We start from the raw sequence: 23,780 nt of genomic DNA, 5'->3' as shown, positions 1-23,780 counted from the left end.
GTGATGGGGCGTCGGGAAAAACGTGCGGGAAGTGATGGGGCGTTTCAGGGGGCGGCGGGGGAATGCTGGCGGCGGCGCTTCATCCACCGTTCGGCCGCTCCCATTGCCCGGGTAGCCAAGGCCCAGTAGAGGATCCCGCACACAAGCGACGCCAGGACGGCGAGGCCCTTGTCCACGGTCTCAATGCCCTAACCTAACTCAATTGGACTAGCTTTTGTGAAGGCGGGTCCCGGAGCGAGCCGCCCCGCACAAATGCAGGGCCGCCGTCACGTGCTGAACCGCCCACCCCGGGCTCTTTCGGTCCCGAATGAGACGCCTGGCTGGGCCAAAACAACAGAGGGCAATCCGTGCGGTCCGTTCCTCCGAATGCCTTCTGGTTGTGCCTGCCCGGCTGGCGGGCGGGTTGGATGCGGAAGGTTGAAGGGCTGCATGGGGAAGCGCGGTGTTGCGGTAGTAATCGAGGACGACGACGACATCAGGTCCAGCCTGACCGGACTCTTGCAGCAGTCCGGCTTTGCCGTACACGCCAGGTCCTCAGGCTTCGAGGGCGTCGAAGCTGTGAGGAAACACGAGCCGGACGTTGTCACCGTGGACCTGGGCCTCGCCGATTTCGACGGCATCGAGGCGTTGCGGCGGATCCGCACCTTCAGCGACGCGTACCTCATCATCCTCGCAGCCCGGCCGGACGAGGCCGACGCGGTGCTGGCCTTCACGGCCGGCGCCGACGATTACCTTCCCAAGGCGTTCCGACCCCGGGAACTGCGGGCCCGGATCGCGGCGATGCTGCGCCGGCCGCGGACGGCGCACGTGGCAGCAGCAGGCCTGCTGACGGGGCTGGTAGAGCTGCCGCCGGCAGCCCAGCGAAGCCGGGACACGCCGTCGTCCGAGCCGGAAACCCCGGCGGAAGATCCCACAACCGCCGATCCCGACTTCAGCCATAGGGGGTTAACGGTCCATGAGGGCGGCCGCCGGGCCGCGGTCCACGGCGTGCCGCTGGACCTCACGCGTACGGAGTTCGACCTGCTCCTGTACCTTATGAAGAACGGCCGGGCTGTGCGGACCAAGGCCGACCTGGTCCGGTGGCTGCGCAACGACCCTTACAACACCGGCTCTTTTGTCAGCGAGCGGGAGGAACGTGCCGTCGAGGTGCACCTCAGCAACCTGCGCCGGCGGCTCGGAGACAGCCCGCGGAAGCCCCGCTGGGTGGAAACCGTGCGCGGCCTGGGCTACCGGCTGACGCCGTAGAGGATGCAACCACCGAGTTAGTAAGTATACTGATTAGTACAGCTTGTCCAACCAGAGGTGGGCTGGGTCTGACAAAGCGCGCGGGGGGATCCGGCATGGATGACGAGGCTGAGCAACGACGCAAATTGATTGCCATGCTCGTTTCCGGCGTGAACCCAAGCACCCTCTGGCCGTCGCTGTTCGACCGGTCCCGGTATTCGGCGTTGGAACTGCCGGCATTCCTGGTCGCGGTTCTTGCCCTGCCCACAGATGCGGGCGCTTCCGGGCGTGAATGGCGTTCAACGCCTGGGGGCACCAACGGCGGGCTGGCCAAGGCTGAGGAGGCTTCCGAGGAGGACGCCGTGGCAGCACTGGGGGCTGCGGGCAGGTTTCTGCTGACTCCTCGACGGGCGGAAGCTGAGCGGCTGGAATCGCTGCGCGAAACCGAACTGCTCCACAGCGGCCCCGAAATGGCTTACGACAGGATTGTTGCCGCGGCGCAGGAGTATTTCCATGTGGGGGCGGCGTCATTGTCGTTGATCGCCCGGCACACACAGTTCCTCAAGTCCTCCGTGGGGCCCCTGCGCCCCGAGACGCCCCGGAGTATCGCATTCTGCAGCGAGACAGTGCAGCGGAACTCGATGCTGGTCATCAACGACACCCATACTGACCCCCGCTTCGCGGCCAATCCGCTCGTGGTGGGGGAGCCGTATATCCGCTTTTACGCCGGCTACCCGCTCCACGGGCCGCGCGGCTGGAACATCGGAACGCTGTGCATCATCGACCACAAGCCGCGCAGCTTCGGCCCGTCCGAGCAGCAGGTACTGCGGAAGATGGCCGCGATGGTCCAAATGCACATCGACGCGCGGGCTTGATCCTCAGCGGCGGGCTTTCCGGGCGTGTAGCCTGCGTTCCCTTGTCCTGGCACGGCCCGATGCCGCCCGGACGCGGCGAGTGGGCCTGTAGAGATAGTGGCCGTCGGGGTCTGCGGGAGGGGGAGCGGAAGCCACTACCGATGATCCGCTCCGGCGGCGACGCAACCGCAGGATCACGAATATGGTCAGTCCCAGCCAAGCGAACGCCGCTCCAAAAATGAGGGCCAGTGCCGGGATCGCATCCATGATCCAGTTTACGCGCTGTAGCGCCCGACGGCGGCGCCCGACTCGTGCGAAAAGTGCAGGGGCCAGCTGGGGAGGGGACGGCCGGATGTGGGCAGGGGCTGGCCGTTGTTCGCCCTTCGTTTCGCGGTTTGAACAGGGCATTCATTGGAAGCCTATTCACCTTGATAGCCTCATGGTGGTCAAGCAGGCGGCCCTGGTGCTTCGTTGAGAACCCTTTTATCACCGCCATGTTCGCCGTCCGGACGTTGCCGTTGTCACGCGACCTTCCGGCACACCGGCCCGATGAACCCGCTGATAAATCAGGAACTCCACGGCAAGCGTCGGCCGCCGGGACCTTCCTTGTGCGGTCGCGTGGGAACGCACTGACCGCGGGGATATGGCCCAAATAACAGCTGGCTGGGAAGCGCTGTTGGGGGTTGGGCCATATCCGTCGTCCCTCCTAAACGGCACGCGGAGTTTGCCAGTTGATTGGATAAACGTCCCACCCTAGTATTTCTTCAGGCGCCCCGATGCATCCCCCAATAGCATCGGGGCGCTCCCATGTCCTGGGGTCTGTCGCACCGTGGAAGTCTCGCACGCCAGCTCCTGCCCGGTTCGTCCCGAGTGCACCCACATTCCGGGGTGCCTGCCCTGCACATATTCGACGGCGACGCGCAGATCCGCTGGCGACCCCCCGATACCCCTCGCGCCGGCGAGTTTGCGTGTCACGATCGGGTTTGCGCGTCGGTAGTGGCGGAACGCGTACGACGGCGGGCCACACCGGCCGCCGCCAGCTTTCGTTCCAGCGTGCCCGTCTCCATCAGCTCGGCCCAATCCCAGCGCACCACGTTCATACCGGTGGCACGGATCCGGTTTTCGCGGTTCTCCTCCGCTACGACGGCCCGCGATGGGGTCAGGCCACGGAGGTATTCGGCTTTGGCATACTTTTCCTCGCCGTCGAATTCACCCACCACCTTGGACCGCTTCCAGTAGAAGTCTGTGTAGCCCACCAGGCCGGCCGCGTCCTGAATTTCCTGTTGGAGAACCGGGGCTTCGAAGCCGGCCACGTGGATCAGTGCCCGGCTCAACGATTCGCCGGCTGAGCCCGACGCGGGATCAGCAAACTCGATGACCGCCCGGATCTTCCGCCCGGCGGCTGCGGAATAGGCTGACCCGATACCGGCCTCCAGTTCATTCTTGGTCAAAGCGGGAAGGCGGCTGGCCTTGTCCGGTCGCAGCACGTGGTCCATGGGTACCACGGCCTCGGCGAAGGGTATATAGGCTGCCAGGTCCAGGACGGTGCGGATGCGGTCGGTGACCAACAGGCCGTCCCGGGTGACGATCTTCAGGTCTGCCGCCGCCGCAAAGTGGCGGCTGACTCCGGCACGGGACCGGCCGCCGTCGTTCTTGAACGTCAGTGCCTGGACCGGGTGCAGGCCGACGGTCGGTACGCCCCACACGCTGGCGGCCGAGTGCCGGGCGAAAACCGTGGGTTTCTCGAACGACTCCGCGGCCGCCCGGATGCGGAGAGGGTACTGCTCCCACGGTTTCAACGTCCGCCAGGCGGGTCCTCGATGTAGACGCCGTGCCGGACGCGGACCAGGGCGCCGGACTTCACGTGGTTGGCGAGATCGTCCGGGGTCAGCCCATAGAGCAGGCGGTCGCGGGACAACAGGAGCGATGGAAAATCCGGCATAGTCCAGCACGTTGCCAGCTGAGCCGAACCAGGCGGGAGGGACGGCTGCAGCTATGTGGACAAGTCCGACGCGGCTAGTCGGTTTCGACCCGCAGGTTCGCCGGCGCACCCGGTATCTGGGCCGCGTAGACGAGCGCCGGCGTCGGAATCGCATCCGCGCGTCGCGAGCCGCCCCCGGAAACCGGACCACCGGCACGGGCGTCGCGGCGGATGAGGACCAGGGCCCCAGTGACGGCGAGCCAGAGGGCCGCCACGGACCACATCACGGGACCGCCCAATTCCGCGGCCGCGGCAGGCAACAAACCCCACGGCTTGCCCACGGCTGTGTACCAGGGCAGCTCCATTGCCGGTGCCTGTTCCACGATTTTCCAGCCGCCGAATAGGTAGAGTAAACCGATTCCTGCGAGGACCAGCAGCCGCTGGCGGATGAGGCCGGGGGACCGGGTTCCGGTGAAAGCGGCGGTGGTCAGGCAGCCGCTCAGGAGGGCGAGCAGGCTCATGGCGCTGTATCCCGCCTGCCCTGCGGCTGCCCACTCAAGGAGCGGGGTGTAGTAAGTGGCGATGAGGCAGGCAGCGAGGATAAAGATGGCCAGGACGGGATCCCTGCGCACCGCCGCCAACCAGGGCTGCACGGTCCGTTCCACGAACTCCTTGACCCCGGTGCTGCCGTCCGTCCTGGCCCTGACGGCACGCCGGACCAGAGTCAGCGGGGCGGCGGGGACCAGCAGCAGAGGCACCACGGCAGTGAGCATCATCTGGGTCAGCACGTGGGCGTTGAGCAGGTAGCCCTGGTAGACGTGCACGCCCCCGTTCGTCACCACAAACAGGACTGCCATTCCGGCCAACCACAGCACGGTCCGGTACGGCGGCCAGGACCTGCCGTCCGCACGCAGCCGCCGCACCCCTGCCAGATACGCAAACACCGCGAAGCCGCAGACCAGGCTCCACAGCGGATCGGGAGCCCACCCGGAGAGATATTCCACGAGGCCCGGCCCGGGCGGTGCGGTGGCCAGTTCCTTGGCGCCGGCCTCCCTGGTGGCCCTGGTGACAGTGCTTGCCGGCGGTTCCGTCCGCGCCAGGGCGGCGGCCATCCCGGAAGCGGCACCCATGACTCCGAGTTCGGCCACGGCCAAAACGGCGAACAGCCTGCCACCCCGGCGCGGGTTCTTTTCCATCCGGTTGATCGACCAATGCCGGTGCACCGCCCCGAACACCCCAAGAATGACCAGCACCCCCAACTTGGCGAGAACGATCACGCCGTACGGGCTGAGCAGTGCCTCCACCGTGGTGATTCGAGCCAGGGCACCGAGGGATCCGGTGACAGCGAGGGCGATGAAGCAGATCAACGCCAGCGTCGAGTAGCGACGGACCGTCACGTCCAGCTGGTCCGGCGTCAGCACTTTACGCAGCACCACCAGCACCATCAGGCCGCCCACCCAGACCGCCGCGGTGGCCGCGTGCAGGAAGATAGCGGTGGTGCTGTCGGCATGGTCGGTGCCGCCGGAGGCATGGGATTTCATGACCAGCGGCAGCAGGCCGGCAAACGCGATAGCGGTGGTGCCGGCGAGAAGGCGGGGGCTCCGCAGCCGGAAGCATGCCACGGCCACGGCGCCGGCTATCAGGGTGGCCAGGGCCCCGGCACGCCCGGCGTCGATCTTGGTCAGGTACTGCAGGAAGGCTTCGCTGAGCCCCGACGACGGGGCGGTGTTGGCGATAAACAGGAAACTGGCGTACGTGTGCACCGCGGCGCCGCCAAACCAGGCGGCCGCTGACCAGCCGGCGAACCGAAGCGCCCGCTCACGGGCGGCCCCCTGGCGGGGGAGCGCAAAAGCCGCGAGCACGAGGGCCCCGATGGTTCCCGCGCTGGCAAGGTTGAACACCAGCTTCGCGCTGGCCAAAACCCACGTGACGGCCGGACCGGCCCTGTCCAGCAAGCCTGGATCTGCGCCGCCGCCGTAGTTGTAGGCCCAAACGAGTGCCAGCATCCCCGCAACCAGCACGGTTGCCCCTGCCACTACCTGTGTCCTCAGCGACATCATGCCCCTTCCGCCGCACTGCCTGTCCCTGACATGGCGTATCAAGGACCTTAACTGCGCGAAAGTTTGTCGCGGGCCTCTTGGAAAATCCTTGGCACGGCTTGGAATCTGCCGGGAACGGCTCCCTAGGCTTTCCGTAAGGCCCGGCTGCCAAGCTCTTTTCATCCGGATACGGACTTCGCCCCCAGCCCCGTTCCGGCAAGGCCGGGCCCGGTATCGCACCCCAGAATGCGATGCCGGGCCCGGCTACTTTTTTGCCCGGGAGCTTTTCGCGTCCCGGAGCCACCCTGCCCGAACGTCCGACGACGACCGTTACCACAGCAGCCACGCTAAGGGTGCGTCCTTCCCGCCTCAGTCTGACCCGCCTACGTGCCCGTGTTCAGAGACCGTGCCCGTGCCCCGGGACCCGTGCCCGGGAGCCGGTGCTTGCGGACCATTAATGCGGTCCCAGATTTCCCCAACTTTTTCGCACTGTGGTTTATGCACCCTTTGTCCATGACCATTACACGCCGGCAGGCAATGCAAATAGGTGGGATCGGAATCGTCGGCGCGTTTGGGCTTGCGGTGCCGTTACGGTCCGTTGATGCCAAGTCGGCGAGCCGGCTGGCTCCCCAAAACATGCCCAAGCCCTACCAGAGGACCTTGATGGTTCCCTCGGTGCTTCCGTACTTGAAGACCACCAGGGACGCCGACGGCCACATCCGGCGCCACTACCGCATCAAGCAACAGCTGGGGTCGGCCAATATCGTGCCCGGGCTGAGCACGCCCATCCTTGGCTACAACGGGACCTTCCCCGGCCCCACCATAAGCGTGGACCAGGGCGAACGCATCTCCTTGATGATGGACAACGTGCTGCCGCTGCTCCATCCGCAGTGGGGGTACCGGCTGGACACGTCCACCCACCTGCACGGGTCGGCGTCGCTGCCGCAGTTCGACGGGTACGCGAATGACGTCACCGGGCTGGGTTACTGCAAGGACTACGAGTATCCCAACTTCCAGCCGGCCCGGACGCTCTGGTACCACGACCACGCTGTCCACAACACCGCGCAGAGCGTCTATTCGGGACTGGCCGGCCAGTACCATCTGCATGACGACGTCGAGCGGAACCTCCTGCCCCAGGGCAAGTTCGACGTTCCGCTCACCGTCTCCGACGCCATGTTCGCCGCCAACGGTTCCCTGGCCTACGACGACAACACGCACTCCGGTCTTTGGGGGGACGTCATCCTGGTGAACGGGGCGCCGTGGCCGGTGATGAAGGTCCAGCGGAGGATTTACCGCTTCCGCGTCCTCAATGCGTCCATTTCCCGCTCCTACCGCTTCTCCCTCAGCACGGGGGACCCCGTCACCATGGTGGCCACGGACGGCGGCCTGATGCCGACGGCCCAGCAGGTGTCCTCGTGGCGGCACGGCAGCGCGGAACGCTACGAGATCCTCATCGACTTTTCCAAGTACCCGGCCGGTAAGCGGGTGGAGTTGCGCAACCTGTCCAACGACAACAACGTGGACTACGACAACACCGGCAGAGTCATGGCCTTTGATGTGACGGGTGATGCCGTGGACACCTCCGGGCCGGCCGCAAGGGTCATGCCCACACTGCTCGCCGCCAGCACCACCATGAGCCTGACAACATCCCAGTCCGTCAAGACCCGGCACATGCGCGTGAAGCGGGACGGCGAGATCTGGACCATCGGTGGCATGACCTGGGACGAGGTGGTGGCAAGCGGCTACCGGAAGGTCCTCGCCAATCCGGACCTGGACGACGTCGAGATCTGGGAAATCGAAAACAGCTCGGGTGGATGGTTCCACCCCGTCCACATCCACCTGGTGGACTTCCAGATCCTCAGCCGCAACGGCAGAGCACCCTTCAGCTATGAACGCGGGCCGAAGGACGTGGTTTATGTCGGCGAAGGCGAGACAGTGCGGCTGCTCATGAAGTTTGAGCACCAGCGCGGCAGGTACATGATCCACTGCCACAACCTTCCGCACGAGGATCACGACATGATGGCCCAGTTCAGTGTTGGCATCGACATGAACCAACCGGACCCCAACCATCCCGTGGAGGCCGCGCGCCCGCACCCTATCCCCGCGGAAACCCCGGAAACTCCGGAAACATCCGGTAAGGAACCGACGGACGCCCCCTCACCGGCAACCACAGAGTCGTCGGCGGGGAGTGGTTCAACCGGGACCACCCAGCCCGCCGAGCAGCCAGCACCGGCCACCACCTCCCAGGCAGCCGAGCCGCCGGCGGCAGAACCGGCAGTGCAGAAGGACGTCCTCACCATCACCACCGCCCGGCACCGGCTCAACAAGGACATGACCATCTCCGGCGCCTCCACGGTCGCGGGAGCGGCGTCGGCCGGAGCCTCGGTCACGGTGTACGACGTGTCGCCCGGACGTGCCGCCACCAAACTGGGCACCGCCGCAGTCAACGCCCTGGGCACCTGGTCCCTGACGGCCAAGCCTGGCCCCAAGCAGCAGGTCACGTCCGTGAAGGCCGAATCCAGTCGCGGCGGCACAGCCACCCGCACGGTGGATGCCCGCTGACAACCCGGCTTCCCGCTGACAACCCAGCAGGAAGCCGGTATTAACGCCTGGGCCGGGGCTGGGCATACTGGCCCTATGCAGATGACGACGGTGTTGGTGGAGGGTGAGAGCGACAGGGTAGCCGTTGAAACGCTGGCGTACCGCGTTGGCCATGACCTGGCTGCTGAGGGCGTGACCGTGGTGCCGATGGGCGGCGCCACCAGCATCGTGCACTTTCTCAACCGCTACGGCCCGGACGGCGCAGGCCACCGGTTGCTCGGTCTGTGCGACGCAGGCGAATCTCCTGGTATCGCCCGGGCCCTCGCCAAGGCAGGCATCGGGCCGGGTCCGCTGGACGAGTTGGGGTTCCACGTTTGCCAGGCCGATTTGGAAGACGAACTCATCCGCTCCCTTGGGGTTGATGCGGTCCTCGAGGTCATCGCGGCTCAAGGAGAGCTCGCGTCGTTCCGGGTCCTCCAACAGCAGCCGTCCCAGCGGGAACAGCCGGTTTCGGCACAGCTGCGCCGGTTCCTCGCGGGACGCAGCGGCAACAAGATCCGCTACGCGCGCCTGCTGGTGGACGCCCTGCCAACCGGACAGGCACCCCCACCGCTGGCCCAACTCATCGCCTCCTTCTGATCGGAGGTGATGGCCCGTCCCCGGAAAGCCGGCCAGTAGTGAGCGCGCGTCCGGGGGTGGGCGTCCGGAAGACGTGCTGGCGACGCGCATATTCGATCCCGAGGCGCAGATGCGCTGGCGCACCCGGTATCTGGGCCGCGCCGCCGAGTGTGCGTGTCGAAACCGGATTACCGAGTCGCAAGGCGCCCGGGGGGCCCGGACGCTTGACGCCCCCGAAGCCTTCCGCATATCCTGAACGAACGGTCGGTAAATAATTCCGCCCGGTCCAGTAGGTCTTTGCATAGGAGCAACCATGGCAGCGCAGAACTTGCAGTCAGTGCCAGCTGAGCTATTCCCGGATGAAGAGGGCCAGGCCAACTTCGACCGCGTCATCGCCCAGGACTCACGCATCGAGCCCAAGGACTGGATGCCGGCGGCCTACCGCAAGACGCTGCTGCGCCAGATCTCCCAGCACGCGCACTCCGAGATCATCGGCATGCAGCCCGAAGCCAACTGGATCTCAAGGGCCCCCAGCCTGAAGCGCAAGGCCATCCTCATGGCCAAGGTCCAAGACGAGGCCGGCCACGGGCTCTACCTCTACAGCGCCGCGGAGACCCTTGGGCAGACAAGGGACAAGATGATGGAAGACCTCATCGCCGGCAAGGCCCGCTACTCGTCCATTTTCAACTACCCGGCGCTGACCTGGGCGGACATGGGTGCCATCGGCTGGCTGGTGGACGGCGCCGCCATCTGCAACCAGGTCCCGCTGTGCCGCGCCTCCTATGGCCCCTACGGCCGCGCGATGGTCCGCATCTGCAAGGAAGAATCGTTCCACCAGCGCCAGGGCTTCGAGATCCTCCTCGAACTCTCCAACGGCACGCCCGCGCAGAAGCAGATGGCCCAGGACGCCGTGAACCGCTGGTACGCCCCGGCCCTGATGATGTTCGGTCCGCCGGACGACGATTCGCCCAACTCCAAGCAGTCCATGGCCTGGAACATCAAGCGCTTCAGCAACGATGAACTCCGCAGCCGTTTCGTGGGCATGATGGTGGAACAGGTCCGCGTCCTCGGCCTCACCCTCCCCGATGACCAGGTCCGCTACAACGAGGACACCAGGAAGTGGGAGCACGGCCCCCTGGATTGGCACGAGTTCCAGGAAGTGCTCGCCGGCCGCGGCCCCTGCAACGCCCAGCGCCTTGAGCGCCGCAGGGAAGCTCACGACGACGGAGCCTGGGTCAGGGAGGCAGCCGCCGCTTATGCGGACAAACAGCGAGCAAAACAGTCAATGAAGACGAAGGAATACGCAGCATGACCCTCCATGTCGACACCCCAACCTCGCAGGCTCGGCCGGGGACCCCGGTCGCCATGGCTCCACACGGCAACCCTGAAGAGCCGGCAAGTTCGGCCGCAGAGATCAAGCGTGAAGCCCCCAAGGCCAGCGCCAAAGTGGAGTCCACCGACGCCCAGAACGCGCAGGCCCAGAAGCCGCAGACCCACACCGGCGAGAGTCAAACCCCCGAGGGCCGCAACGCTTGGGGCCTGTGGGAGGTCTTCGTAAGGTCGAGCCGCGGCCTGAGCCACGTCCACGCCGGATCCCTGCACGCACCGGATGCCGCCATGGCCCTGCGCAACGCCCGCGACCTCTACACGCGCCGCAACGAGGGCGTCTCCATCTGGGTGGTCCCGGCCGATGCCATCGCCGCCAGCGACCCGGACTCCAAGGGCTCCTTCTTCGAAAGCCCCCAGGGCAAGGACTACCGCCACGCCACGTACTACACCAAGAGCGAAGGGGTAAAGCACCTGTGAGCGCCCCCGAGACTAGCACCGAAGCAGCAGGCCACGGCGACATCTCCACCGGCGTAGCAGCCCCGACAGGCAGCGGCGACAGCAACGCGAGTGCCACAAGAATCACCCCCGGCAACGCCCTGCGCCCGGAGGACATCGCCCTGGAAGTAAGAACCGGCCTGGCCAAACCAACAGAGGACGTGGCCGAGTACGCGCTGCGCCTGGGCGACGACGCCCTGATCCTCGCCCAGCGCCTGGGCCACTGGATCTCCCGCGCCCCCGAGCTGGAGGAGGACGTGGCCCTGGGCAACATCGCCCTGGATCAGCTGGGCCACGCCCGGAGCTTCCTCAGCTATGCCGGCGGCGCAATGTCCAACGAAGACGGCACGGCCAAGAGCGAGGACGATCTCGCCTACTTCCGCCGTGAGCACGAGTTCCGCAGCGTCCAGCTGTTCGAGCAGCCCAACGGCGACTTCGCGGTGACCATCGCGCGCCAGTTCATCGTGAGCTACTACCAGTTCGAGCTGTACCGCCGGCTGACCGAATCAACCGACGAAACCCTGGCCGCCATCGCCGCCAAGGCCGTCAAGGAAGTGGACTACCACCGGGACCACAGCGCCCAGTGGATCCTCCGCCTGGCCGGCGGCACGGACGAGTCGCGCACCAGGATGATCCACGGCCTGCGCCTGATGTGGCCGTACGTCAACGAACTGTTCCAAGACGACGACCTGACGCAACGGCTCGCCGAGGCGGGTGCCGCCGTCGCGCCTTCCAGCCTGCGCGAGGACTTCGACCGGCTCACCGGCGAAATCCTCACCGAGGCCGGACTCGAGGTGCCGGACGTCCCGCCTGCCCCCGGCGGCGGCAGAAGGGGCAGGCACTCCGAGCACCTGGGCTACCTCCTGGCCGAGATGCAGGTGCTGGCCCGCGAGCATCCCGGGGCAAGCTGGTGAGTGCCTTGGCCATCTACGTGAGCGACTTCGAGACGAAGCGTACGACGCCGGAGCAACAGGCGTGGGACATCGCCGCCACCGTGTGCGATCCCGAGATCCCCGTGCTCACCATCGCGGACCTGGGCATCCTGAGGAACGTGGAGACAAAAGGCCAGAAGGTCAGGGTCACCATCACCCCCACCTACTCGGGCTGCCCGGCCATGGACGCCATCCGCGACGACCTCAAAGCAGCCTTCGCCAAAGAGGGCTACCAGGACGTCGAGGTGGACCTTGTCCTCGCCCCGGCCTGGACCACGGACTGGATGACAGACGAGGGAAAGCAGAAGCTGCAGGAGTACGGCATCGCCCCGCCCACAGGAAAAGCAGGAGCCGCACGCCACGCCGGCCCCATCAGGCTCACCATGGCCGTCAAGTGCCCGCAGTGCGCCAGCCTGAACACCAAAGAGCTCACCCGCTTCGGCTCCACCTCCTGCAAGGCCCTGTACGTGTGCCAGGACTGCAAGGAACCGTTCGACTACTTCAAAGTGCTGTAAGGAAGCCCCATGCCTGTTGTCCGCCAGACCGCCGCCGAAACGGCGCAGGCCACCGGCCGCCGTCGTCCGTCCTTCCATACTCTCGCCGTGAAGGAGGTGCGACGGCTCACCGAGGACGCCATCGAGGTGGCGTTCCACGTGCCCCAGGAGCTCGCCGGCCAGTTCGACTACCTGCCCGGCCAGTACGTGGCCCTGCGCACCAAGCTCCCGGACGAGACAGGCGAGCTGCATGAGGTGCGCCGCAGCTACTCCATCTGCGCCGAGCCGCGCAGCTTCGAGGACGGCAGCAGCGAGATCCGCGTGGCGGTGAAGAAGGACCTGGGCGGGCTGTTCTCCACGTGGGCCAATGCCGAGCTGAAAGCCGGGGACACGCTGGACGTGATGAGCCCCATGGGCGCGTTCGTGTCCAAGCACGGCCGGGACGGCAAGGCACTGGAGCAGAACCGGATGAACTCCATGAACAACCCGGAGGAGCTCGCCGGGGACGTCGCCGGGCAGGGGGAAGCCAGCTTTGTGGCCATCGCAGCCGGCAGCGGGATCACCCCGGTGATCGCGATCGCCCGCACGCTGCTGGCCGCCAACCCGGCCTGCCGGTTCGATCTCATCTACGCCAACAAGGCCGCCATGGACGTGATGTTCCTGGAGGAGCTGGCGGACCTGAAGGACAAGTACCCGCAGCGGCTGGCCATCCACCACGTGCTGAGCCGTGAGCAGCGGATCGCGCCGCTGCTCAGTGGCAGGATCGACGCCGACAAGCTCCAACAACTGCTGGGCACGGCCATCCACGCGGACGATGTGGACGAGTGGTTCCTGTGCGGGCCGTTCGAGCTGGTGCAGCTGTGCCGGGACACCCTGGCCGAGCGCGGCGTGGAGCCGGAGCGGATACGGTTTGAGCTGTTTACGAGCGGCAAGCCGGACAAACCGGAGGGGCACGCGGGCCGGCCCGTGGTGGTGGACGAGTCCAAGGAGACGGTCAAGATCACGTTCAAGCTGGACGGCCTGCAGGGCGAGGTGGCCAGCCCCACGCACGCCCGCGAGTCCATCCTGAACGCCGCGCTGCGGGTCCGGCCGGACGTACCGTTCGCGTGCGCCGGGGGAGTGTGCGGCACGTGCCGGGCCAAGGTGGTCACCGGCAGCGTGACCATGGACGAAAACTACGCGCTGGAGCAGGATGAGCTGGACAAGGGCTACGTGCTGACCTGCCAGAGCCATCCCACCAGCAAGGAAGTCACCGTCGACTTCGACGTCTAAGTGTCAACGGTCTATTCAAGGAGCCCCATGATTTCCCTCTCCATCAGCAACAACATCGCCGAAATCGTCCTGGACGCCCCGCAGAAGCTGAACTCCCTCGATGAGCAGGCGCTCGCGGAGTTGTCCCAGGCGTACGACGACGCTGCTGCCGCCGCCTCGCGCGGTGAGGTGCGGGCGCTGCTGCTCAGGGGAGAGGGCCGCGCCTTCTGCGCCGGCCGCGACATCCAGAACGTGTCGCCGGAGAGTGACGACGCCGCCGCGTACCTGGGCGGGCTGGTGGAGCCGCTGCTGAAGAAGATGAGTGCGTTCCCGGCTCCCACGTTCGCCGCGGCCCACGGAGCGTGCCTGGGGGTGGGGCTGGGGCTGCTGCTGGCCACGGACGTGGTGTACGTGGCGGAGAACGCGAAGTTCGGCTCGCCGTTCGCCAAGCTGGGGGCCACGCTGGATTCGGGCGGGCACTGGTACTTCACGGAGCGGCTGGGCATGCACCGGACGCTGGACCTGATCTACACGGCCGAACTGATCAGCGGCACCGAGGCCGTGGCGCGGGGGCTGTTCAGCCGGGCCATGCCGGCGGACGAACTGCTGGAGAACACCCGGGCCATCGTGGCCAAGGTGGCCCGCGGCGCCACCGGTGCCTTCACCGCCAGCAAGGAGCTGGTGGCCCACATCCGCGACCAGCGCCTGGGCTTGTGGGAAGCCATGGCCGAGGAAAACACCGAGCAGGCACGGCTCTGCAAAACGGATGACTACGCGGAGGGCTTCCGCGCCTTCCAGGAGAAGCGCGAGCCGCAGTTCCGGAATCGGTAGCGGCCTGAACTAAGCCCGGGGCTATCCGGCTACAAGATCCGAGGGCAGGTCCGCCTCCGGGCCCGGCTCGCCACCCATCGCGGCCACCAGGCGCTCGCGTGCGCGGCCCAGGTGCTGGTCGAGGAGTTGGGCGGCCTCTTCGCCCCGCCCTGCCTCGATCAGTTGCAGGAGCTTTTGGTGTTCAGCCTGGATCAGGGTGGTGTCCAGGAGGTGCAGTGACTGCACCCTGGACATGCACAGGCGTACTTCGGCCACGAGGGAGCCGTACATCCTGCTGATCCGCTCATTCCCCACGGCGTCGATCAGGCTGGTGTGGAACCGCATGTCCGGTTCCACCACATCCAGCGGCGCTCCGGTGGCCAGCGCAGCGATATCCTGGTTGGCCTGTACCGCGCCCGCGGGCACCGTGCGTGCGGCGGCGAGCCGGCGGAGCACTTCGCTCTCCAGGTACGCCCGGGCCAGGTAAATGTCGCGGACCGATTCCGGCCCCAGGTCCGCCACCCGCGCGGTCTTGTGCACGCCGCGGACCAGCAGCCCCTCGGCCACCAGCTTCTCGATGGCCGCCTTGGCGGTGGGGCGTGCCACCTCGTAGGACGTGGCCACGTCGGTCTCCGTCAGCGCGTGGGCCGAGGGCAGCTCGCCGGAGAAAATGCGGAGCCGAAGGTCCGAAGCCACCGCTTCCACAATCGAGACAGCTGCAATACGGCCGGCCACGAATCTCCGTTCAACAAATTCCAATAGGGGGCGTCTCCGTCCCATTTTGCCAGACAAGTATTCAGCCGTCTTGACCTACATGTGTACTTGTTAGACAATCGAGTGGTCGTCACGCCGGTGTGGCGCTGCTCACCATCTTGGAGTCCCATGTTTCAGCAGATCCTCGACCCCATCGCCGGGTCCCTCCTGCTTTCCGCCCTGTGCGCGGCCCTTCCCCTGGTCCTGTTGTTCGTCATGCTGGGCGTCTTCCGGGTCAAGGCCGCCAAAGCCGCCATCGCCAGCCTGGTCCTGTCCTTCATCCTGGCCGTCGCAGGCTGGCGGATGCCGGTGGACCAGGCCCTCGGGGCCACCGCGGCAGGCATCTTCTACGGGTTGTTCCCCATCCTGTGGATCCTGGTCAACGCGCTGTGGATCTACAAGCTCACGGTGGCCACGCCCTGGTTTGATGCCCTGGGCCGGACCATCCGCTCCATCTCCAACGACCTGCGGATCCTGTCCATCCTGATTGCGTTCTGCTTCGGCGCGCTCCTGGAATCCCTGGCAGGTTTCGGTGCGCCGGTGGCCATTTCCGCGGCCATGCTGATGGCCGCGGGCATGAAACCGCTCAAGTCCGCGGTCGTCTCACTGCTGGCGAATACCGCGCCGGTGGCCTTCGGTGCCATGGCCGCGCCCATCATCGCCCTGAACGGTGTGACCGGCCTGCCGCTGCACGACCTGTCCGCGATGGCCGGCCGCCAGACCCCCTTCATCGCCCTGATCGTGCCGCTGCTGCTGGTCTTTATGGTGGACGGCAAACGCGGCCTCAAGCAGACCTGGCCCGTGGCGCTGGTGGCGGGCATAGCGTTCGCCGCCGCCCAGTTCGTCACCTCCAACTACCTGGCCGTGGAACTGACCGACGTGGTGGCCGCGGTGGTTACCGTGGCGGCGGTGCTGCTGATGCTGAAGGTATGGCAGCCCAAGGAGTCGGTGGGCGCCGAAGACCCGGAACAGGACGCTTCTGTTCCGGCCATGGCAAGTGGAATGAGCGCGGGCAGCAACGGCACGCAGGAACTTACGACGGCGGCCGGCCGGCAGGTGAGCGTTCCGGGCAGTTCCGGAGTCCCCACGGACAATACCCGCCCGGAACCCCGTGAGGTGTGGCTCGCCGTCGCGCCCTACCTGATCATCATCGCCGTGTTCTCCCTGGCCCAGATCCCGGCCATCAAGGCCTGGCTGGGGCAGGTGGGCACCGTGACGTTCGCCTGGCCCGGCCTGCACATCGAGGACTCCGCCGGCCAGCCGGTAGCGGCCACCAAGTTCAAGCTGGACCACCTCAAATCCACCGGGACGCTGCTGCTGATCTCCGGCCTGATCACCATGGCGCTGTACAGGATTTCTGCAAGCAAGGCGCTGGGCATCTACCGGGAGACCCTGACGCAGCTGCGCTGGACCATCGTCACCGTCACCGCCGTCCTGGCCCTGTCCTTCGTCATGAACCTGTCCGGACAGACCACCACGCTGGGCTTCGCACTTGCCTCGGCCGGCGGCTTCTTCGCCTTCCTCTCGCCGCTGATCGGCTGGATCGGTGTGGCGCTCACCGGCTCGGACACCTCGTCCAACTCGCTCTTCGGGCAGATGCAGGCCACGGCCGCCGAACAGACCGGCCTCTCGCCGGTGCTGATGGCCGCCTCCAACTCCTCCGCCGGCGTGATGGGCAAGATGCTGTCGCTGCAGAACCTGGCCGTTGCCTCCGCCGCGGTGGGGCTGGAAGGCTCCGAGGGGACGCTGTTCCGCAAGCTGGTGGGCTGGAGCCTGGGCCTGCTGGCCCTCATCACGGTGCTGATCGTCCTGCAGTCCACCCCGGTACTCGGCTGGATGGTGCCCTGATGCAGACACTCGACAGCTTCCGGCAGGCTGTGGCCGATCCCGCGCAGGTGAAGACCCGTGCCATCGACCTGCACGCCAACGCCCACGACGCCTCGCACTTCCTGCTCATCCCGCAGGCCGTTGTGACGGCAAAGGACGCGGCGGAGGTGGGCGGGCTGCTCCGCGCCAGCGCCGCGCAGGGTGTCCCGCTCACCCTCCGGTCCGGGGGCACCAGCCTCAGCGGGCAGGCTGTCACGGACGGCGTGCTGGTGGACGTGCGGCGCAACTTCCGGGACGTGGAAGTGCTCGACGGCGGGGCGCGGGTCCGCGTGCAGCCGGGGGTTACGGTGCGGGCCCTGAACGCGCGGCTGGCGCCCTACGGGCGCAAGTTCGGGCCGGATCCTGCCAGCGAGGCCGCGTGCACCATCGGCGGCGTGGTGGCGAACAACTCCTCCGGCATGAACTGCGGCACGGTGGACAACGCGTACCAAACGCTTGAGTCCCTCACCGTGGTGCTGCCGTCCGGAACGGTCATCGACACCGGAGCGGCGGACGCGGACCAAAGGCTGCGGACGCTGGAACCGGAACTCCATGAAGGCCTGGTCCAACTTGCGGCACGGGTGCGGGGCAACAAGGACTCCGTGAACCGCATCCGCCAGCAGTTCAGCATGAAGAACACCATGGGCTACGGCCTGAACTCCCTGCTGGACTACACCAGCCCGGTGGACATGCTGGCGCACCTGATCGTGGGCAGCGAGGGCACCCTGGGCTTCGTGGCCGAGGCCGTGTTCCGCACCGTCCCGCGACTTCCGCACGCCGCAACGGGCCTGCTGGTCTTCCCGGATTTGCAGGCCGCCAACGCCGCTTTGCCGGCGTTGGTGGACACCGGCGCTGCCACGGTGGAGCTCCTGGATGCGCTCTCGCTGAAGGTGGGCCAGACGCTGAAGGGGACTCCCGCCGTCGTAAGCGACCTTGCGGTGCGCGAGCACGCGGCGCTGCTGGTGGAATACTCCGCCGGGCAGCCGGAGGAGGTTGCGGCGCTGCGGGAGGTGGGCGAACGGGCCCTGGCCGGCCTGAACCTGGCCGCCCCGGCGCAGTTCACCGCTGATGCCTCCGCACGGGCGCAGCTGTGGCACCTGCGCAAGGGCCTGTACGCCTCGGTGGCCGGTGCCCGGCCGCAGGGGACCACGGCGCTGCTGGAGGACATTGTGGTGCCGGTCCCGGTCCTGGGCCGGACGTGCCGTGAGCTGATCGGGCTGTTCGAGAAGTACCGGTATGAAAACAGCGTGATCTTCGGGCACGCGAAGGACGGCAACGTCCACTTCATGCTCACGGACGGCTTCGCCACGGCGGAGGAGCTGGACAGGTACAGCGCGTTCACCGAGGACATGGTGGACCTGGTCCTGGGGGAGGGCGGCTCGCTCAAGGCGGAGCACGGCACCGGCCGGGTGATGGCACCGTATGTGCGGCGGCAGTACGGGGACGAGCTGTACGGCGTGATGCGCCGGATCAAGGAGCTGTTCGATCCTGCCGGCATGCTGAATCCGGGCGTGCTCATGGACGACGATCCCCAGGCGCACCTGCGGCATATCAAGACGGCGCCGCCGGTGGCGGAGGAAGTGGACCGCTGCGTTTCCTGCGGGTACTGCGAGCCGGTGTGCCCCAGCAAGGACCTCACCCTCACTCCGCGGCAGCGCATCGTCACCCTGCGCGCCATCGAGGCCGCCCGGCTCGCAGGCGACACGGCGCTGGTGAAGGAGCTGGAGAAGGACTACCGCTACGAGTCCGTGCAGACCTGCGCCGTGGACGGCATGTGCCAGACGGCGTGCCCCGTGGACATCAACACGGGCCTGCTGGTCAAGCGGCTCCGGCGTTCCGACGCCGGAGCGGTGGCCAACGGCGCCTGGAACGCCGCGGCCAAGCACTGGGAAGGCGTCGCCCGCGGAGCCTCACTGGCCCTGACCGTGGTGAACAAGCTGCCGGCCCCGGCCGTGCAGGCGCCCAACAAGGCGGCGCGGGCGGTGCTGGGGACGGACACGGTGCCGCTGTACTCGGCGGAGCTGCCCGGCGGCGGTTCCGTGCGGAAGCGCCCGACGCCGGACAGCGCACCGGACGCGGTCTACTTCCCCGCGTGCGTGGGGACGATGTTCGGGCCGGCTTCCGGGGGCACGTCACCTGGCGGCCCCGCCTCCGGCCCTGCTGCGGGGCGGGGTGTCCAGTACAGCTTCGAGCAGTTGTGTGAGCGGGCGGGGATCAGCCTGCTGGTGCCGGAGGGCATCGACTCGTTGTGCTGCGGGACGCCGTGGTCCTCCAAGGGCATGGTTGCCGGCCAGGAGACCATGAAGGAGAAGACCCTGGCGGCGCTGCGGGAGGCAACCCGGGACGGCGAGCTGGCCATCATCTGTGATGCGTCGTCCTGCACGGAGGGCCTCCGCCAGGTGGTGGAACTCGATGACCCGTTGCCGGGGCAGAGCCCGCTGCGGATCGTGGACGCGGTGGACTTCGCCGCCCTGCACATCCTGCCCAAGCTGCCGGAGCACGCCAAGCTTGAGTCGCTGGCGCTGCACCCCACCTGCTCCTCCACCCGGATGGGGATCAACAGCTCCCTGGATGCCGTGGCCTCCGCGGTGGCCGACAAAGTGGACGTTCCAGTGAACTGGGGCTGCTGCGCCTTCGCCGGGGACCGCGGCATGCTCCACCCCGAGCTCACTGCCTCGGCCACCCGGAAGCAGGGCGAAGAGGTAAGGGAGCTGGGCGCCTCAGCGCACGCGTCCTGCAACCGCACCTGCGAGCTGGGCATGACCCGGGCAACGGGCCAGGACTACCGGCACGTGCTGGAACTGCTGGAGGAAGTGACGCGGTAGGGACCATCGGTGGTTGAGCTGGTGGGGAGGGAAAGCAGACGCACGTGGGGGCGTTAGGTGGCCCCGCCTCCACCGGCTTGGGTAGGTAAGGTCGGCCTGAAGGAACGGGTATGGCCTACTCGTGTTTCCCGCTTCAGTTAGTTGTCTACTGGGACTTGCCGGCGAGGATGGAGCTTTTGCAATCAAGAAGGCTCCTGCCCAGAGCTTCGCCGGCACCACCCTAGCGGTGGCTGGAACGATGAGTACCTTGGCGAACCCGGGGTTGCTCAGGAACGGCGGGAACCATGCGCATCAGATTATCCACTGGGGATGGGCTCAACCTTGCGACCTGCCCTCATCAGTTTGTGGGCCGGTGCGACGACTGTTCGGGGTCGGCAGCCCTGAGTGAATCGGATCAGCTGGTGACTGATGAAGGCGGGACCACGTTCTCGGCCGAGTCGGGCGCATAGCCGCCCGCATAGCGGGATTACCCGGCGGATTCCGTCCGGTCAGCTGCGAGCGGCGCACGTAGGGGGTAGTTTTTCCCGTCCAGGACCAGCTGCGTGCAGAGGCCAGTACCCGGATTCAGCACTATCGGTGCAGCAAGGTTCACCGTCGGCTCACCGGGGCCGGGGGTTACCACCAACAAAGTGGTGGTCTGGCCTGCCTCCACGGCGGAAGAGGGCAGATCGGGAGCATAGCCGGGCACGTACACGGCGGCGTCGGCAACAAAGAGCCGCACGGCCAGGCCTGCGGAGGCCTCAAGCGCAAAGAGGGCAGGGGCCCCGTCCACGCCGCGCAAGGTGAAGGCGTTGGAGCTTTCAAGCCCGGGCATGGGGGCAGTGAACGTGACCTCCATTGATGAAACATCGGTCATCGCAGGAAATCCATGAGCGTGGGCTGCAGAACCTTGGCCGTGACGGCCAGCGCCACCTGGTAATTCGTTTCCTGCAGTTTCAAGTCCAGGACCACCCTTCCTATGTCCGCGTCCTCGATGCCCGAACGCTGTGCCTCCAGCGTAGCCTTCACTTCCTCCACTGTGTCCTGGGCCTCCAGCAGCTGCGCCTGCCGGGTACCTACCTCCGCCCGCCCGCCGATGACGGCCTTTATCCGCTGGTCCAGCGCGGCCAGCCGGGCTGTGGGATCCGTGCCGGTGCGGATATCGGCAACGACGCCGCTGACCAGGGCGAAAACGGAGTCGGCGCCATCGCCGAAAATCGCGCCGCCGTCGGCATCCACCCGCACGGTCTGCTGGTCATCGACGCGCCGTTCAACGGTGCTGCCGGGAGTGCCGTTGAACCGCGGGGGCGTGGTGTTGCTGAAGGCACCGGCCGAATCGGAGTTCCCGGCGAACACGTTGCGGCCCTGGTACTGGGTGTTGGCCCGTGCCAGGAGGTCTTTGTTCAGTCCTTCCAGTTCGACGGCGATAGCTTCCTTCGCCGTGTCATTGAGCGCTCCGTTGGAGGCCTGGAGGGTGAGGTCCCGGACCCGGTTCAGGAGGCTGGTCACCTGGCCCAAAGCTGCGTCGGCGGTGTTCAACCAGCCCGTGCCGTCGCTGATGTTGTTCGAATACTGCCCGGCAGCGCTCAACTTTGAGCGCATGGCCAGGGCGTCGGCGAGGGCGGCGGGATCGTCCGACGGCCTGGTGATGTTCTGCAGGCTACCGCCCTTCTCCTGCAGCGCGGCAAGCCTGGCCTGGCCCGCCTGCAGGTTCCGTTGGGCCGCAGCGGCCATGGTCTGGTTGGTGACGCGGTTCAGCATGGGTTACCTTCCCACCAGTCCGGTGCGGTTGATCAGGACATCGAGGGCTTCGTCCACAGCGGTCATCACCCGGGCGGCCGCCTGGTAGGCATGCTGGTTGGTGAGGAGGCTGATGTTTTCCTCGTCCAGGCTGACGGAGGCGCCGGAGGAGCGTTGTCCCGCCGCCGAGATGCTGGCGGCGTTTGCCAGCTGCTCGTGCTGTTGCGCCGAGCGGGAATCGATCCCAATACGGGTGACGACGGCGGTCCAGGCCTTGTCCGGCGAATCCGCTGCGGCCCCGAGCTGGGCGAGTTTGTCCGCGAGAGATCCGTCAAGGGTGCCGGCGCCTGCGGCTCCCGTGGCAATTTCCCCCGCCGCGCGGGGGACCACCTGCAGTGACAGGGCCACCGGGCCGTTGGGGCTGGCAGTGAAGAAGTCGAGGTTCCGGGTGCCCGCCGTGGTTTGTCCGGTGCGGTGCACACCATTGACGTCATCCATGAGCTTTGCGGCGAAGGCGTTGTAGGCCGCAGCAGCCTCCGCGATCGCCCCGCCTGTCCCGCCGGCTTCCGGAGCAAGCACGGAAATTGCACCGGCCAGCTGCCCGCCGTCGAACCCTACCGGCGTGCCGGGGCGGTCAGCCCATTCCAGCTGAACGGCGGTGCCGGGGCCTGCCATGGTGAGCTGTCCCGCGAGGGCCAGCTCACGGTGCGATGTGCCGGACACCAGTGCGTTGCCGCCGATGAAGACGTCCGCCGTGCCGTCCTCGTTGCTCCGCACTGTGCCGCCGGCCATGGCCGAGATGGTTTCGATGGCTTGGTTGCGGGCATCGATCAGTTCGTTCGCCGAGCCCCCGGATGCCAGGACGGAGCGGATGGACGCGTTGTAATCGGCTACCCGGGAGGCGGCTTCGTTGACGGTTGCGACGGTGCCGCCAGCTTCATCCCGCACCCGCGTCCACTGGGAGTCCAGGGCCTGGTAGCCGGCTGACACCTTGCCGGCCAGCGCGGACGCGGCCTGCAGCAGGACGCCGGCAGGGGCGGCTTCGCCCGGCTGGTTGGAAACTCCCTGCCACGCCGCCCAAAAGCCCTGCAACGCCGTCGACATTCCATGTTGTCCCGGCTCCTGCAGGGTGTCTTCAATCCGCTGCAGTTCGGTAGACCGAAAGCTGGCGTAGCCCGCTTGCGCCGCGCTGGAGCGGACGCCGGCGTCGAGGAAGCTGTTGCCCAGCCGTGCAATGCCGTCCACGGACACTCCCTGGCCCGCCTGGACTGCGCCGGCGGTCAAGCCGGTTGGAACGGGCGCGCCAATGGCAGATTGTGCTATCCGCTGCCGGGTGTAGCCCTCCGTGGTGGCGTTGGCGATGTTCTGCCCCGCGAGGTTGATGCCCTGCCGGGCCGCGGTGAGGCCCAGGTAGGCCGTGTTGAGTCCGCCGAATGTGCTCACTGCTGTCCTTTGCTGGTGCGGCCGCTGCCGGTCAGAGTTTCTGGTCAAAAAGGCGGGACGGGGATGCTTCGCCGGTCCGGCCATGCGAGTCGTAGGTTCCCGCCGCGGGTTTGAGGTCTGCCGCCGTTTCCTGGGTGGACCGGACCGCGGCCCGCAGGAACTGTTCGTTGGAGTCGCGAAGCTCCTGGATGGCTGCGGTCTGACGCTGCATGGCGGTCAGATGGGAGGAAAGAATTCCGGTCCAGGCTTCGTCCGGTGCGGCTGCCGCCAGTTCGCCCAGGGATGAGTCTGCGGGCAGGCCCCACTGCTGGGCCACCGCCGCCACCTCTACGGCGCGGGCCAGGCCGGCTTTGGACAGGCGCTCCAGGACCTGCTCCACCTCCCGGGTGCCGTGTGGCAGCCAGCGTGATTTGCCGGCGGTGAGCAGAAGCTGCTCCTCCTCAAGCTTGAACGTGAGGAGGTCCAGGAGCTCGCGTTCGCGCCACAGCAGTGCCGAGAGTTCGTGGATGGCCATGGCTGGTCAACTCCAGTTCCGGGGGTTGGCGTCGTGTCAAGGGAAAACTATCGGCCGGGGAAGCGGGGGCGTTAGGAACTGCTCTTCCTTTGACGTGCCTGCTTCTGGCTTGCCTGTGCCCGCAACAAGATTTCGGGCTATTTTCCTAACCG

At 67.0% G+C, this 23,780-nt stretch carries 20 protein-coding genes; 12 read left to right on the top strand and 8 right to left on the bottom strand.

Going from position 1 to position 23,780, the window contains the following annotated elements:
• The first annotated feature begins 429 nt into the window (after nucleotides 1-429).
• On the top strand, nucleotides 430-1,245 hold the full coding sequence (locus BACI348_RS16400; protein ID WP_159827798.1) for a response regulator transcription factor: 816 nt from the start codon (nucleotides 430-432) through the stop codon (nucleotides 1,243-1,245).
• 95 nt (nucleotides 1,246-1,340) lie between these two features.
• A complete protein-coding gene (locus BACI348_RS16395) occupies nucleotides 1,341-2,099 on the top strand; it encodes a GAF domain-containing protein (protein ID WP_159827795.1) in 759 nt (252 codons plus the stop codon).
• A gap of 950 nt (nucleotides 2,100-3,049) precedes the next feature.
• On the opposite strand, the gene BACI348_RS16390 is transcribed toward BACI348_RS16395, so the two are convergent.
• From BACI348_RS16390 to BACI348_RS16385, 3 genes are all read right to left on the bottom strand, one after another.
• Nucleotides 3,050-3,877, bottom strand: coding sequence for a hypothetical protein (locus BACI348_RS16390; RefSeq protein WP_236557599.1), 828 nt, complete (start codon nucleotides 3,875-3,877; stop codon nucleotides 3,050-3,052).
• Nucleotides 3,874-4,020: a type IV toxin-antitoxin system AbiEi family antitoxin domain-containing protein gene (locus tag BACI348_RS20750; RefSeq protein ID WP_236557598.1), complete on the bottom strand. Its 147-nt coding sequence runs from the start codon at nucleotides 4,018-4,020 to the stop codon at nucleotides 3,874-3,876. Before BACI348_RS20750 ends, BACI348_RS16390 begins: the two co-directional genes overlap by 4 nt.
• A gap of 74 nt (nucleotides 4,021-4,094) precedes the next feature.
• Nucleotides 4,095-6,035, bottom strand: a complete 1,941-nt coding sequence (locus BACI348_RS16385; RefSeq protein ID WP_159827792.1) for a bifunctional copper resistance protein CopD/cytochrome c oxidase assembly protein — start codon at nucleotides 6,033-6,035, stop codon at nucleotides 4,095-4,097.
• A 516-nt stretch (nucleotides 6,036-6,551) separates the two neighbouring features.
• Here BACI348_RS16385 and BACI348_RS16380 point away from each other — a divergent pair.
• The 8 genes from BACI348_RS16380 to BACI348_RS16345 all read left to right on the top strand — a co-directional run bounded on the left by BACI348_RS16380 (nucleotide 6,552) and on the right by BACI348_RS16345 (nucleotide 14,529).
• Nucleotides 6,552-8,600 carry a multicopper oxidase family protein gene (locus tag BACI348_RS16380; RefSeq protein WP_159827789.1) on the top strand — a complete coding sequence of 683 codons (2,049 nt, stop codon included), beginning with the start codon at nucleotides 6,552-6,554 and terminating at the stop codon, nucleotides 8,598-8,600.
• Nucleotides 8,601-8,675: 75 nt separating this feature from the next.
• The gene (locus BACI348_RS16375) at nucleotides 8,676-9,218 is read left to right on the top strand and encodes a TOPRIM nucleotidyl transferase/hydrolase domain-containing protein (RefSeq protein ID WP_159827786.1); all 543 of its coding nucleotides are present in this window, start codon (nucleotides 8,676-8,678) and stop codon (nucleotides 9,216-9,218) included.
• 292 nt (nucleotides 9,219-9,510) lie between these two features.
• Nucleotides 9,511-10,509: a 1,2-phenylacetyl-CoA epoxidase subunit PaaA gene (gene paaA / locus BACI348_RS16370; protein ID WP_159827783.1), complete on the top strand. Its 999-nt coding sequence runs from the start codon at nucleotides 9,511-9,513 to the stop codon at nucleotides 10,507-10,509.
• Nucleotides 10,510-10,562: 53 nt separating this feature from the next.
• Complete coding sequence (gene paaB, locus BACI348_RS16365) at nucleotides 10,563-11,003, top strand: 1,2-phenylacetyl-CoA epoxidase subunit PaaB (protein WP_159830233.1); 441 nt, start codon at nucleotides 10,563-10,565, stop codon at nucleotides 11,001-11,003.
• Nucleotides 11,000-11,935 (top strand): 1,2-phenylacetyl-CoA epoxidase subunit PaaC, encoded by a 936-nt coding sequence (gene paaC, locus BACI348_RS16360; protein WP_159827780.1) that lies wholly within the window; start codon nucleotides 11,000-11,002, stop codon nucleotides 11,933-11,935. The genes paaB and paaC overlap by 4 nt, the downstream gene beginning before the upstream one ends.
• 11 nt (nucleotides 11,936-11,946) lie before the next feature.
• Nucleotides 11,947-12,468 (top strand): 1,2-phenylacetyl-CoA epoxidase subunit PaaD, encoded by a 522-nt coding sequence (gene paaD, locus BACI348_RS16355; RefSeq protein ID WP_159830231.1) that lies wholly within the window; start codon nucleotides 11,947-11,949, stop codon nucleotides 12,466-12,468.
• A gap of 9 nt (nucleotides 12,469-12,477) precedes the next feature.
• Nucleotides 12,478-13,719 carry a 1,2-phenylacetyl-CoA epoxidase subunit PaaE gene (paaE, locus tag BACI348_RS16350; protein ID WP_159827777.1) on the top strand — a complete coding sequence of 414 codons (1,242 nt, stop codon included), beginning with the start codon at nucleotides 12,478-12,480 and terminating at the stop codon, nucleotides 13,717-13,719.
• A gap of 27 nt (nucleotides 13,720-13,746) precedes the next feature.
• The gene (locus BACI348_RS16345; protein ID WP_159827774.1) at nucleotides 13,747-14,529 is read left to right on the top strand and encodes an enoyl-CoA hydratase/isomerase family protein; all 783 of its coding nucleotides are present in this window, start codon (nucleotides 13,747-13,749) and stop codon (nucleotides 14,527-14,529) included.
• 21 nt (nucleotides 14,530-14,550) lie between these two features.
• On the opposite strand, the gene BACI348_RS16340 is transcribed toward BACI348_RS16345, so the two are convergent.
• The gene (locus BACI348_RS16340) at nucleotides 14,551-15,243 is read right to left on the bottom strand and encodes a GntR family transcriptional regulator (RefSeq protein WP_159827771.1); all 693 of its coding nucleotides are present in this window, start codon (nucleotides 15,241-15,243) and stop codon (nucleotides 14,551-14,553) included.
• 147 nt (nucleotides 15,244-15,390) lie between these two features.
• Between BACI348_RS16340 and BACI348_RS16335 the strand changes: the two genes are divergently transcribed.
• Complete coding sequence (locus BACI348_RS16335; RefSeq protein WP_159827768.1) at nucleotides 15,391-17,109, top strand: L-lactate permease; 1,719 nt, start codon at nucleotides 15,391-15,393, stop codon at nucleotides 17,107-17,109.
• Nucleotides 17,109-19,952 carry an FAD-binding and (Fe-S)-binding domain-containing protein gene (locus BACI348_RS16330; RefSeq protein WP_159827765.1) on the top strand — a complete coding sequence of 948 codons (2,844 nt, stop codon included), beginning with the start codon at nucleotides 17,109-17,111 and terminating at the stop codon, nucleotides 19,950-19,952. Before BACI348_RS16335 ends, BACI348_RS16330 begins: the two co-directional genes overlap by 1 nt.
• 466 nt (nucleotides 19,953-20,418) lie before the next feature.
• Here BACI348_RS16330 and fliW read toward each other — a convergent pair whose 3' ends face one another.
• Genes fliW through flgN form a run of 4 tightly spaced genes read right to left on the bottom strand, consistent with a single transcriptional unit; the run spans nucleotide 20,419 to nucleotide 23,628 of the window.
• Nucleotides 20,419-20,808, bottom strand: a complete 390-nt coding sequence (gene fliW / locus BACI348_RS16325; RefSeq protein ID WP_159827763.1) for a flagellar assembly protein FliW — start codon at nucleotides 20,806-20,808, stop codon at nucleotides 20,419-20,421.
• Nucleotides 20,805-21,692 (bottom strand): flagellar hook-associated protein FlgL, encoded by an 888-nt coding sequence (gene flgL / locus BACI348_RS16320; RefSeq protein WP_159827760.1) that lies wholly within the window; start codon nucleotides 21,690-21,692, stop codon nucleotides 20,805-20,807. The genes fliW and flgL overlap by 4 nt, the downstream gene beginning before the upstream one ends.
• Before the next feature lie 3 nt (nucleotides 21,693-21,695).
• Nucleotides 21,696-23,114 carry a flagellar hook-associated protein FlgK gene (flgK, locus tag BACI348_RS16315; protein ID WP_159827757.1) on the bottom strand — a complete coding sequence of 473 codons (1,419 nt, stop codon included), beginning with the start codon at nucleotides 23,112-23,114 and terminating at the stop codon, nucleotides 21,696-21,698.
• Between the two features lie 31 nt (nucleotides 23,115-23,145).
• A complete protein-coding gene (gene flgN, locus BACI348_RS16310) occupies nucleotides 23,146-23,628 on the bottom strand; it encodes a flagellar export chaperone FlgN (RefSeq protein WP_159827754.1) in 483 nt (160 codons plus the stop codon).
• Between the last annotated feature and the right edge of the window lie 152 nt (nucleotides 23,629-23,780).

This window comes from Arthrobacter sp. 9AX (assembly GCF_902506095.1).
In the GTDB taxonomy this organism is placed as follows: domain Bacteria; phylum Actinomycetota; class Actinomycetes; order Actinomycetales; family Micrococcaceae; genus Arthrobacter.
Note: the sequence above shows the minus strand (reverse complement) of the source record. Positions and strands in the feature narration are given on the sequence as shown.

Coding starts and splice junctions, on each gene's coding strand:
- paaA (WP_159827783.1), top strand. CDS start 9,511: ATGGCAGCGCAGAACTTGCAGTCAGTGCCAGCTGAGCTATTCCCGGAT.
- BACI348_RS16395 (WP_159827795.1), top strand. CDS start 1,341: ATGGATGACGAGGCTGAGCAACGACGCAAATTGATTGCCATGCTCGTT.
- BACI348_RS20750 (WP_236557598.1), bottom strand. CDS start 4,020: ATGCCGGATTTTCCATCGCTCCTGTTGTCCCGCGACCGCCTGCTCTAT.
- paaB (WP_159830233.1), top strand. CDS start 10,563: ATGGCTCCACACGGCAACCCTGAAGAGCCGGCAAGTTCGGCCGCAGAG.
- BACI348_RS16380 (WP_159827789.1), top strand. CDS start 6,552: ATGACCATTACACGCCGGCAGGCAATGCAAATAGGTGGGATCGGAATC.
- paaE (WP_159827777.1), top strand. CDS start 12,478: ATGCCTGTTGTCCGCCAGACCGCCGCCGAAACGGCGCAGGCCACCGGC.
- flgL (WP_159827760.1), bottom strand. CDS start 21,692: ATGCTGAACCGCGTCACCAACCAGACCATGGCCGCTGCGGCCCAACGG.
- BACI348_RS16345 (WP_159827774.1), top strand. CDS start 13,747: ATGATTTCCCTCTCCATCAGCAACAACATCGCCGAAATCGTCCTGGAC.
- BACI348_RS16375 (WP_159827786.1), top strand. CDS start 8,676: ATGCAGATGACGACGGTGTTGGTGGAGGGTGAGAGCGACAGGGTAGCC.
- BACI348_RS16330 (WP_159827765.1), top strand. CDS start 17,109: ATGCAGACACTCGACAGCTTCCGGCAGGCTGTGGCCGATCCCGCGCAG.
- fliW (WP_159827763.1), bottom strand. CDS start 20,808: ATGACCGATGTTTCATCAATGGAGGTCACGTTCACTGCCCCCATGCCC.
- flgN (WP_159827754.1), bottom strand. CDS start 23,628: ATGGCCATCCACGAACTCTCGGCACTGCTGTGGCGCGAACGCGAGCTC.
- BACI348_RS16335 (WP_159827768.1), top strand. CDS start 15,391: ATGTTTCAGCAGATCCTCGACCCCATCGCCGGGTCCCTCCTGCTTTCC.
- BACI348_RS16400 (WP_159827798.1), top strand. CDS start 430: ATGGGGAAGCGCGGTGTTGCGGTAGTAATCGAGGACGACGACGACATC.